The organism is Bacillus sp. AFS040349, from assembly GCF_002577655.1.
Lineage (GTDB): Bacteria > Bacillota > Bacilli > Bacillales > Bacillaceae > Metabacillus.
The window spans coordinates 17,570-28,287 of the sequence record NZ_NUMC01000135.1 but is presented as its reverse complement, the minus strand read 5'-3'; the positions used below and the strand labels follow the sequence as shown (position 1 = coordinate 28,287).

Below are 10,718 nucleotides of genomic sequence, written 5' to 3'. Positions count from 1 at the left end.
AATCTTTTGACACTACCTTTATTTTTATTTTTCATTCAGGTTTCTGAGAAATATTGCTATACTCCGAAGGCTTCAAATAATTCTTGAATCTTTTTGATTGTCGTTCCTTCATTTTTAAGCTCTTCAATTAATTGCTCCCTTACTTTATCTGCTTTATCATCCGTTGTATTCATTTGAGTCATCTCCTTTTGCTACATTTTGAATTTATATTTTTAATATACATAGGCTTATTAAAAGCTGTTATAATAGGAACGTTAGTTCGGAAATGATGCTTTTTACATTATCAATGATTTCCATACAGCATTTTGTTCTTTTTTGTTACAATTAGTTATTACGAATGAATTTACCACTAGTAATTATTTTTTGATGAAGATAATACTTGAATATAGGTTTAAGGAGATAAAAACATGAACATCATTGACCTTTTTAGTGGATGTGGAGGTTTATCATTAGGTTTCGAATTAGCTGGGTATAACACATTATTGGGAATCGATAACGATAAGGCTGCTATAAACACTTTTGAAAAGAATCATAAAGGTAGCATCGGTATTACTACAGATATCACTGAAGTTTCAGGAGAAGAAATTAGAAGATTAGTAGGGGGTAAAAGTATTGATGTGATTATTGGAGGTCCTCCCTGTCAGGGGATGTCTTTAGCGGGACCCCGAAAATTACATGACCCCAGAAATAAGCTCTACCTATCATTTATCAGGATTGTTCAAGAACTGCAACCAAAAGCATTTGTTATCGAAAATGTCCCTGGGTTGGTAAGTCTGTTTAAAGGGGCAATAAAAGAAAGTATCTTAGAAGAATTCCAACAAATGGGTTATAATGTTAATTATCAAATATTAAATTCTGCTGATTATGGTGTGCCGCAAACAAGAAAAAGAGTATTTTTTGTTGGGTTAAAAAATGGAGAAAAATTCACTTTCCCTGAGCCAAAGATATTCTTTGAAAATGATTGGATAACTGCTCAGGAAGCAACAAGTGATTTACCCCTATTAGAAGAATCTTTTGGAAATGAAATTGAGCACTATACAGGTGCCCCACAAAATGAATACCAAAGGTACTGTAGAGCAAATTCAGAGGTGATTTATAATCATCAGGCTACTAACCATAATGAACAAACGAAAAAAATAATAAGCCTTGTTCCAGAAGGTGGCAATTACAAAGACCTACCTGAACAATACAGAGGGACTAGAAATTTTAATGTGGCTTGGACAAGATATCATAGTAAAAAACCAAGTTTAACCATTGATACAGGACATCGCCATCACTTCCATTACAAAGCTAATCGAGTACCAACTGTTAGAGAAAACGCTAGGTTTCAATCCTTTCCTGATAATTTTATTTTTTATGGGAATAGAACTCAGCAATATAGACAAGTAGGAAATGCCGTTCCACCATTATTGGCAAAAGCTATAGCTGAAGAGCTATTAAAATATCTATCTTAGTTTAAACTCTGGGGTGAAATCAATTGACATTGTACAATGTACCGAACAAGCATTATTTTAGATTACATCATCCAAGACCCCGCTTCAAGAATGATATAGAAAATGTTTTAATCTACATTGCTTCAGAAATTGCAGCAATTGGAAAGAAACCAATTAAGGATTTTATTGGAGATTTAGATTTTTCCATAAAAAAATATCCAGGTAACCTTTCAAAAAAGCAAAAGACAATAAATAATTGGCGAACCGAAATCGACGCGCTTTTTTCTTTTATTGTACAAGAAGGAGATTATCTTAAACCAAGTAATCGAGCTATAGAGTTAGCAACAAATCAAGATTTAGTGAAATTTTTTAAACTTTTCTGCTATCATTTTCAGTACCCAGGCGGTTTTTTAAAGCCGCATATTAATTTAGAATATCTTAAAAATGGGATTAACTTCCGACCGTGTTCATATATCCTTGGAATGTTAAGTGAAGCTGAAGAAAATGACGGCGTTCGAGCAGGCATTAGTAAGTCGGAGGCGACTCACTGTATTTTTAATGACCTTCGTGTAACTAGGGATGGAAGACCATCAAAAGAGACATGGAAATTAATAATAAAGAACAGACAGAAGGATTTAGATTATGATTGGACAGGTGATGTTGTAAGGTACGCAGGTGATATTCTTGATTATATGGTTCAAGCAAACCTACTCGTCAAGCGACCTAATAATAAATATTACATTAACCAGGTGGAAAGTATTGCAATTCGCAGGTTTTTAAATCCAACCAAAGATTTATTTGATTATTACGAAAAAATTTCAGATATCTCTTTACTAACACTTGAAGAGGTTAAAGAGTTAGATGCGGAATGGGTAACATATTTTAACACTGAGCGTGATGAAGGATTCTTTGACACTGATATTATTGCCCTAGTTGCTGACACCTCAACTCAATATCAAGAGTTAAAAAGTATTATTGACCTAGACAGAGTTATTGCAGAAGGTGGCTTATCTTCTACTGGTAGTATAGGTTCAATTGGTGAAAGTTTAATCTTGAATCACGAAAAGAAACGAATAGTTCAAGAAGGTAGACCTGACCTTGAGCATTTGATAAAATTAATTCCTACTATGTATGCTATAGGGTATGATATAAACTCTAGGGAGATTGATGAGACTCACCGTAATATAGAGGTAAAGACTACATCAAGTTCAACTCCGTTAGCATTCATGCGTTTCCATTTAACTCCGAATGAATGGAGTGCAGCGGAATCCCATAAAGATAGGTACTTTGTATATCGATTAATGGTTACTAAAGGTTCTTTAAAATTATTTACTATTCAAGACCCTGTAGGAAATTATAAAAATGGTAATTTGTCTGCAATTCCGCGAAATGGGATGGATATTATTTTCGACCCTAAGAAATGTGGTAAAGAGGAGACACTTTTAATATAAAGAAGGTGGTTAAAAATGTTTAAAGTTGCCTCATTGTTTTCTGGTTGCGGTGGAGGAGATTTAGGACTTAAAGGAGGCTTTGAGTTCTTAGGAGAACAATATGAAAAGCTACCTTTTGAAACAGTTTATGCAAATGAAATTGATGAAAAAATTGCAGAAATCTTTAGTGAAAACTTTAATATTAATCCCGATGTCAGGGATATAAGAACTGTTCATGAGGATGATATTCCTGAACATGATATTTTGGTTGGTGGGTTCCCGTGCGTTTCTTTTTCGATTGTGGCACAAAATCCAAAGAGACTAGGCATTAAGAATGATGTTAGCGGAAAGCTCTTTTTCGAAATGGTGCGTGTATTAAAAAAGAAGCAACCAATGGCTTTTATTGCAGAAAATGTTAAAGGTCTTCTATCTGCAAATAAAGGAGAAGCATTTCCACTAATTGTAAGTGAATTCCAAAACGCAGGATATACAGTTAAGTATAGACTTTTAAATGCTGCTGAATTTGGAGTTCCTCAAAATAGATTTCGTGTATTTATCATAGGAATACGAAATGACATAGATGTTAATTTTGAATTCCCTGAACCTACTTATTTTGAAGAAGGTACGCTTTTTGACAAAAGCTTTGTTCCACTAAAAGATGTTATTTTCCCTGAGAATGAAATAGACGAAAAATACTATTTTAGCCAAAGAGCAGTTGAAGGAATGTTAAGGGCGAAGAAAGATATGAACAAAGGACGAGCTCAAGATATTAATAAACCATGTAATACAGTGGGAGCACATCTTGCTAAAGTTAGTCTTAATAGTACGGACCCTGTTCTAAAAATAGCTGATAGATATCGGAGGTTTACGCCAAGAGAAGTTGCGCGAATACAATCTTTTCCTGATTCCTACAAATTGGTAAGAGCACAGGGAACACAGTATAAAGCACTTGGTAATGCGATTCCACCTGTGTTAATGTGGTATGTTGGAATGAAATTAGCTGAGGCTTTATCAGGTTTTATAAGTAATGACCAATCTGACAAAAAAGTGCAGCTTATAAGTTAGAAACATTTAGAAAAAGAACGGCAATACAATGTCGTTCTTTTTCGTTATCTAAACATTCAATTGACCAACTGTCCCCACTATATTTTCTTGGTTGGTCTAAAACTGTTAATAGTTGTACCCTCGTCATATGGTTGGGAGTACAAAACTTTACCACATTTATGACATTGAACATCACAAACACGCTTATATAATAACTTTTCAGTTTTTGATAAATGAGCTGGTGGTTCTTCAATACCTATAACGAAAAGTAATCCGCCACAATCACAAAACAAAGTGCAAATCCTCCTTAAAATATTGATTAATTACATTGTTACATTGTTAAGTGTTTTACACTATTATAACGCAAATAGTTTAACGCAATCAAAAAACAACAAATGAAAGACTTTTTTGCATACTATTTTGAAAGTGAGTGTTTCCAATGGAAAAGGCTGAAACTATTACGACAGTTGTAATTCCCCTATTGGTAGCAATTGTACCAGCGATAATAACATCAGTTATTTCATTTCTTATTGCTAGGTATCAGTCAAATAAGGCGCTAGAAACCGAAATACAAAAGATAAAAGAGTTACAACAAACTGAACTCGAGAAGATAAAGGCACAAAATGATGCAGAAATACAGATGATAAAGGCAAAACAAGAAATTGACAATCAAAAGGCAGCCTTTGAAATTGAAAAAATGAAGATTCAAATGGAAAAACAAGCAGAGCTTTATGAGAAAAATGCTCAAACGGATATTGCGAAAGATATATTTGGACAATTGGCTAGTGGAAATTCAGTATTTGAAAATATGGCATCAGGTTTTGAACAAATGGAGAAATTTCAACAAGATTTAAATAAAATTCAGAGAAAAATGAGTTCTCAATCTAAAAATAGTCATCCAGCCAAAAGAAAATGATAAGCCCCTCCAGTACAGGAGTGGGCTTTTTTTGGAAAACTTTCAATTTAGGTCTTTTAACATAGCCAGAACTTCACAATAAATCCTTTTTTGATTTTTTAAATACTTATTATCCCTTGATGAACCTTCATGAACGCAATATCTGATTTTATCCTCCAAGAAAAGCTTGAGCGTCTGTAACTTAGTTTGGTAATTCATTATTAAGTTCCTCCCTAAACAATTATCATATACCTATACCTGTAAATGGCATATGTATTGAAATGGGATTCGAGGAATTATCAGTTATGACCTAACCAGTCTATTTTTATTAATATGGTTGTTCTTTCAAAATATTCATTATGTAATTGTTTATGGAGGAAATATACATCATTAAAAATTATCTTTATCAATCTCGGTTAATGGGGATAAAGATTAAAGAAAGGAGATATTTATTTTTCAAACTTTCCGAAAAATATTTATTCCTTGTATTCCCTAAGCTTTATTAAAAATATTATGCAACAAGACCACGCTTTTTTTATTTAAGATACTATGTAAAGAGACCACACTTTTTATTAATTGTTATGTACTCAAACCACACTTTTCTAATTATGTACGAAAAAGATTGGATAAATGTTCTAATTGTCGTGCTGACCAAATTGAGCACGAATATGTCTTGTATATTCGTCCTGACCGTTTGAATCCAAGCGGAACATTAAATCAGGGTGAACGAGATAACGACTTCTCCCATTTGTGGTTAAAACCATGACTGCACCCGCTTGTTGTAGGATGGAAAAGTATTTATCAATGGTGGGTCTATCAGGATTCCTATGCCCTAAAATTCTTCCAATTTGAGTTTTAGGCAAGTGTTTTAAAGCTTTAGGAGTTCTCTCTAATGCATCTAGAACCGCTTCTCCTTCAATGGTTATTTTCTCGTCTGGATTTTTCACCAAATAGTATGTTTGAAAATGAAAATATGGAATAACCGCATGCAGAATACCAATTACATCCTTTATATCAATAGGCTTATTTCTTTTTCTGTTTTTGTTGTCTTCAATTTTTTGTATGTTATCTAATATTTCTTTTAGCTTACTTTGATAGACTTTTACAAATTTTTCTTGACTTTTCAATTTCCCCATTACAAAATATGTATCATTTATTACATAATTCGCTTTCCTTTTGTCATTTTTGTTTTTTATTTGATTAATGATACCCAGTTCACAAAATTTTGCGAGCTTCTTATAAGCATTTACTTCATCGATTTTCCATATTTTTGCGATATCCTTGTTGGATAATGCTTTTCCATTTTTCTCAAAAGGTTTTTTATCAAATTGTGCATATATCATTAAAATCATAAGATATCGTCTATCTGTTAATGTTAATTGGTCTTTTAAGTCAAGACTAGACTCAGTTTTTGTCATAAAATACGACCCTCTCCAATCCGTTTTCCTCATTGACATTCTTTTGAAGTGATTTCTAATTTTTTCTGCTAGCTCTTTATCTTTTACTTCATTTTCGTTTAAATCAATTAGACGCAATACTCGTAAATTCCCTGTGTCTTTATCTTTCACCGTAACGCTTGATTCATCTGTACTGACTATTTCTTCATTTTCATGAATTCGATTGTAATCATTTATTGCCATTTATTAACCCTCCTAAAATCAAAAATATTTAGGAGTCCTCTAATTTTAATGAAGGATTCTTTCAATCTCTGCAAAATATGATAATTGATAAGTGATTCCGCGTTTTCATGGAGGACCCCGATTTATAAGTAAGAACCATCGACATCCAAAAAAGAGGCTTGAGCCTCTTTTTTTAATACCATCAAAACGATTATTTTCCTTGTTTTATATTTATAAATGCAACCCATTTTATGTTCTAACGGTGCGCTCTAATTCTACATGCTTGAAAAAACATATCAATTAACTCATCCGATGCAAATGAACCAAAAACATCATCTAATCCTATTTCATAACCGTTATACAATGACAAGCCAACTTCAACAAGACGCTTAGTCGAACCAGTCAAAGCTGCTGCACTAACAACATGTCTGCTTTCTTCATCATTCCATTTTGTAACCATAAACAGTGGACCCGATGATGTTTCAATCGTATTGATATCCAAACACTTAAAGATTCCAGGATACGCTGCAACATAAATATTTGATTCATACTGCACATCCTCACCGCTAGTTAATTCGTACATCCCCATTAAGAATTCATAATTCCCTTTGTGTTCCGCGTTAGTAAAATACAATGATATCCTCTCCTTGATTATTAATCCTTCAGTTCTTTGAAGTATAAGTATTCTACAATGTGGATTTCCTGAAATTCTATGTTGAAATCAGATAATTCATATGGTATTAAAGCGGAAGAAATTAAAATATATTTGCTTGGTCACATAAATAAAAACACTGGGGATAGCCCCAGCGTTTTATTTTGCTTTTAATTCCGCATTGTTCTCCTCTCTCCAAAAAATAACATTTATTTACCCTTCTCCACATTATCCATATAACGGAAGTAGTCGTTCATGAGCATTTCATATGATAAACTTTTATAATTTTCCATCCTTTGCACATTATCCATTATCTCTCGAGCTGTTTCGATGTAAGGAAAATAATCAGTATTTGGATTTTCACGGCATTCATTAAGCCATAAGTGAAAGTAATCCAGAACTTCATTCAGATTTCCCTGAAATAATTCATATCTCCCAAATGATTTAATAACACAGAGTTTATAAATACGATTAAAATCGACTGTACTCTTTGCGCCTGGTGTAGGACCCATTAAGCACCATATTGTTGTATCAAATCTATCCGCAAGTTCTAAATAAGACGATAGCTGTGTTAGTTTCAAACCATTTGTTGAAGTTTTTTCATCAATAAACAGAAAATGCCCGTAAAATGGAATAAATGTATCAATATCGCCGACATAAGCAATTTCTCTCCCATTTTCTATTTCTGAAGAATTATCATCCAAGAACTTCTTAATCACCTTGAAGAAAATATCAAGGTCCCATCGGTGTGAAAAGCCATCTACATTTTCAATGTTCTTGGGAACAGGTATTTCATTCGGTTTGAAATTCCCCAGTTTTTCATCGAGTTTTTCCAAAAGTGTTGTTTTATCATCACCCATTGTGTCCAGAAAGGAAAACAATCTTCTTCGTTTATTACTACTTGGGAGCTCATCGAATGCTTCTATTCCGTATTTTGCCATGTATTATTATCCGCCTTTTCAAATATTTTTCCCCTTTTATCAAAATATGTAAATTAATAGGGTTTATGAATCACCAATTCTTTTATTTTTAATTGCCTTTTATATAATTTTTTTGAAGTCCATACAACAAATTTTTTCTGTTTTCAATATTGTATGCGTTAAATTCATATGGCAAATTATTAATACCACAAGGGACAAGAGGAAATGGAAATACGAGGGGGATACATAAGATGCTGTTGCTTAAAGATTTACCTGAATACATAACACCAAAACAAATAAAGCAATTTTTAAGAATTGGTCAACGACAAGCATATCAACTGATAAAAACCAAAGACTTTCAAAATATGAAATTAGCAGATATCAATTTCTTTTCGAAGGAAAAGTTCATCAAATGGTTAGAAGGAGGAAGTTTTGAATGATAAACAAAGGATTAGATGCGTTGCCTGATATTTTAACTGTAATGGAATTAAAAGAGTACCTCGGTATCGGTCGAGAACAAGCATATACACTTGTTAAAACTGAAGACTTTCCTGTCAAGAAAATTGGTCGAAGAATCATTATTTTTAAGCCGAATCTAGTCCGATGGTTAGAGAGTAACACCGCGTCCTGAAATTCAGGGCGCTAGATTGGGACAGCAAAACAGCACATACGAAAACTGGAATAAATTTCAACTTGCTTACATACAGGATGTGCGGCGTAATAAGGTTATATTTTTCAAGGAGGGATACATATGAAATTGAAAATAAAACAACGGGGAGATAAATATACCTGCGTAATTGATGTGGGTATTAACGGAGAAAGAAAACAAAAACGGATTACAAAGGCAACAAAAAAGGAAGTAGAAGCTGCTGTACTGGAAATTAAATCACAATTAAACAGAGGTACATATACAGAACCAAGTAAGATGCTCTTCTCCGAGCTAACGAGAATGTGGCTGGAGCAAAAAGAATTTGAGATACGGTATTCTACATTCAAGACTTACAAACAAGTATTGACAACAAGCATTTTACCTGAATTAGGAAATTTACAAATTGCAAAAATAACCTACCAGACATTAATTTCTTTTGTTAACAAAATGTATAAAAAAGGTTATACAAAAAATTATGTTGCGAAGCATATTGCTGTGTTAAAAATGCTGTTTAGTTATGCTGTAAAGCATGGTTATTTAGCTAATAATCCCGCTAAAGAACTTAAGAAGCAGGAAGAAAAAAATACGGTAACAACCGTTTGGTCAGACGAAGAAATGAATAAGTTTTTAGAAGTTGCCAAAGGATATGCTTATTATCCAGCATTTTTACTAGCAATTGCCTGTGGATGCAGAAGAGGCGAAATTTTAGGATTAACATGGGATGCAATAGATTTTAAAGATGGTTATATAAATATCCAACAAACTCTAACTGGGGATGGAAAACTTCTTGAGAAAAAAGCTAAAACGAAACAATCAATTAGAAGCATTAAAATTCCACCAAATGTATTAGATGAACTAAAAGTTTTAAAAGAAAAATTTGAAATAAAGAAAAACGCTTTAAAAGGGAATTTTTCAAAATTCAACCTAGTTGTTTCTTCAAAGGAAGGTACCCCAGTTAACCCAAGAAATATTGGGAGAAGTATGGATTTAATAACAGAAAAAGCAGGTGTACCTAGAATTACCTTTCACAGCCTCCGTCACACTCATGCCACATTACTCATGGAAAATGGAGTTAATATGAAAGTTGTATCCGAAAGGCTAGGGCACTCGAATATTAAAACAACAATGGACAGGTATACTCATGTTTCATCTACACTTCAAGACCAAGCAGCGGAGATATTTGGAAGTTTGCTTAAATGAAATATCGAACAATATACCTTTATCGTATTGATTTCAACCATTTATAAAGCAGCCTAAATTATCAAAGTTTAGGCTGCTTTTATTTTCCATTAGGCATTTTGCTTTTCTAATCATTTTGAACGATACGACTCGTCTGTGTTCTAATATTATAAAATGCTCTCTCTGGCATTTCTTCCCAAAAGGTCTTTGTCGCTTTTATATAATCAAACAAATCAGATTCCGTTACATTTAGTGAATAAGGGTCCAACAATACTGAACCATTTAATTTCAAAATATCATAATTATCATCTTTAAAGAACCCTTCCCCTGTAAAAAAATCAGGTCGCAGCTTCCTCAGTTTTGCTGCCGAAACCCCTTCTCCATGTTTAATCGTATTAACCAGATGTCTTAGCTCTTTTATCTTTGTCCATGAAGCCCTTTTTGTAACCTTTACACCAAAATCCTCCAAAGTTTCTTTTGCATCTTTATAAGTCAATGCCCCTATTGGGTCTTTTAAATCATTATTGAGTTCCCGCCGAATAAACTTAATGATTTGTTGTTCCCACATATGAGCAAGCATAGAAATCGTAATAAATAAATGATTAGACTTCATCATTTGATATGACTCGAACAATTCCACACCCATTTCTTCCATGGAATCAGCAATTACCGAGGGGTCTGTATCTTCTGAAATAACATAAGAGGAAAATATTTTGTCAACCTCTTTGTAAATATAATCTTCTGAAATTTCAAATACAGGTTTAGACTTATAATAATAATCCCCAACAATTTCAAGTTCTCTCATATATGACCGCATCATTGGTTTATAAAAGTACAATTGCAATTCCATCGCTTGACCTCCTAAAATGAATAATCAACTGTTTTTTTCGTTCACAA

12 protein-coding genes are annotated in these 10,718 nt (G+C 33.1%); 7 read left to right on the top strand and 5 right to left on the bottom strand.

What is annotated here, in order from left to right:
* Nucleotides 1-407 precede the first annotated feature (407 nt).
* From COD11_RS23025 to dcm, 3 genes are read left to right on the top strand one after another with little or no spacing between them, the layout of a single operon-like run.
* Nucleotides 408-1,454, top strand: coding sequence for a DNA cytosine methyltransferase (locus COD11_RS23025; RefSeq protein ID WP_098799245.1), 1,047 nt, complete (start codon nt 408-410; stop codon nt 1,452-1,454).
* A 23-nt stretch (nt 1,455-1,477) separates the two neighbouring features.
* Complete coding sequence (locus COD11_RS23020; RefSeq protein WP_098799244.1) at nt 1,478-2,884, top strand: protein NO VEIN domain-containing protein; 1,407 nt, start codon at nt 1,478-1,480, stop codon at nt 2,882-2,884.
* A gap of 15 nt (nt 2,885-2,899) precedes the next feature.
* Nucleotides 2,900-3,928 (top strand): DNA (cytosine-5-)-methyltransferase, encoded by a 1,029-nt coding sequence (gene dcm, locus COD11_RS23015; protein WP_098799243.1) that lies wholly within the window; start codon nt 2,900-2,902, stop codon nt 3,926-3,928.
* A gap of 77 nt (nt 3,929-4,005) precedes the next feature.
* Here dcm and COD11_RS23010 read toward each other — a convergent pair whose 3' ends face one another.
* The gene (locus tag COD11_RS23010) at nt 4,006-4,200 is read right to left on the bottom strand and encodes a hypothetical protein (RefSeq protein ID WP_098799242.1); all 195 of its coding nucleotides are present in this window, start codon (nt 4,198-4,200) and stop codon (nt 4,006-4,008) included.
* Between the two features lie 146 nt (nt 4,201-4,346).
* Between COD11_RS23010 and COD11_RS23005 the strand changes: the two genes are divergently transcribed.
* Entirely contained in the window at nt 4,347-4,823 is a 477-nt protein-coding gene (locus tag COD11_RS23005; protein ID WP_098799241.1) for a hypothetical protein, read from the top strand.
* Nucleotides 4,824-5,437: 614 nt separating this feature from the next.
* On the opposite strand, the gene COD11_RS23000 is transcribed toward COD11_RS23005, so the two are convergent.
* The 3 genes from COD11_RS23000 to COD11_RS22990 form a co-directional block, all read right to left on the bottom strand.
* A complete protein-coding gene (locus COD11_RS23000; RefSeq protein WP_098799240.1) occupies nt 5,438-6,442 on the bottom strand; it encodes a hypothetical protein in 1,005 nt (334 codons plus the stop codon).
* 235 nt (nt 6,443-6,677) lie between these two features.
* Entirely contained in the window at nt 6,678-7,055 is a 378-nt protein-coding gene (locus COD11_RS22995; RefSeq protein WP_098799239.1) for a hypothetical protein, read from the bottom strand.
* A gap of 227 nt (nt 7,056-7,282) precedes the next feature.
* Nucleotides 7,283-8,014: a hypothetical protein gene (locus tag COD11_RS22990; protein ID WP_098799238.1), complete on the bottom strand. Its 732-nt coding sequence runs from the start codon at nt 8,012-8,014 to the stop codon at nt 7,283-7,285.
* Between the two features lie 230 nt (nt 8,015-8,244).
* Between COD11_RS22990 and COD11_RS22985 the strand changes: the two genes are divergently transcribed.
* The 3 genes from COD11_RS22985 (at nt 8,245) to COD11_RS22975 (ending at nt 9,842) form a co-directional block, all read left to right on the top strand.
* Entirely contained in the window at nt 8,245-8,433 is a 189-nt protein-coding gene (locus tag COD11_RS22985) for a MerR family transcriptional regulator (RefSeq protein WP_098799237.1), read from the top strand.
* The gene (locus COD11_RS22980) at nt 8,430-8,624 is read left to right on the top strand and encodes a helix-turn-helix domain-containing protein (RefSeq protein ID WP_098799236.1); all 195 of its coding nucleotides are present in this window, start codon (nt 8,430-8,432) and stop codon (nt 8,622-8,624) included. The genes COD11_RS22985 and COD11_RS22980 overlap by 4 nt, the downstream gene beginning before the upstream one ends.
* 120 nt (nt 8,625-8,744) lie before the next feature.
* Nucleotides 8,745-9,842: a tyrosine-type recombinase/integrase gene (locus COD11_RS22975; RefSeq protein ID WP_098799235.1), complete on the top strand. Its 1,098-nt coding sequence runs from the start codon at nt 8,745-8,747 to the stop codon at nt 9,840-9,842.
* Nucleotides 9,843-9,948: 106 nt separating this feature from the next.
* On the opposite strand, the gene COD11_RS22970 is transcribed toward COD11_RS22975, so the two are convergent.
* A complete protein-coding gene (locus COD11_RS22970) occupies nt 9,949-10,671 on the bottom strand; it encodes a hypothetical protein (RefSeq protein WP_098799234.1) in 723 nt (240 codons plus the stop codon).
* Between the last annotated feature and the right edge of the window lie 47 nt (nt 10,672-10,718).

Excerpts from the sequence above, each read along its gene's own strand:
- dcm (WP_098799243.1), top strand. The coding sequence starts at position 2,900 with ATGTTTAAAGTTGCCTCATTGTTTTCTGGTTGCGGTGGAGGAGATTTA.
- COD11_RS22970 (WP_098799234.1), bottom strand. The coding sequence starts at position 10,671 with ATGGAATTGCAATTGTACTTTTATAAACCAATGATGCGGTCATATATG.
- COD11_RS23025 (WP_098799245.1), top strand. The coding sequence starts at position 408 with ATGAACATCATTGACCTTTTTAGTGGATGTGGAGGTTTATCATTAGGT.
- COD11_RS22980 (WP_098799236.1), top strand. The coding sequence starts at position 8,430 with ATGATAAACAAAGGATTAGATGCGTTGCCTGATATTTTAACTGTAATG.
- COD11_RS22990 (WP_098799238.1), bottom strand. The coding sequence starts at position 8,014 with ATGGCAAAATACGGAATAGAAGCATTCGATGAGCTCCCAAGTAGTAAT.
- COD11_RS22975 (WP_098799235.1), top strand. The coding sequence starts at position 8,745 with ATGAAATTGAAAATAAAACAACGGGGAGATAAATATACCTGCGTAATT.
- COD11_RS23000 (WP_098799240.1), bottom strand. The coding sequence starts at position 6,442 with ATGGCAATAAATGATTACAATCGAATTCATGAAAATGAAGAAATAGTC.
- COD11_RS23005 (WP_098799241.1), top strand. The coding sequence starts at position 4,347 with ATGGAAAAGGCTGAAACTATTACGACAGTTGTAATTCCCCTATTGGTA.
- COD11_RS22985 (WP_098799237.1), top strand. The coding sequence starts at position 8,245 with ATGCTGTTGCTTAAAGATTTACCTGAATACATAACACCAAAACAAATA.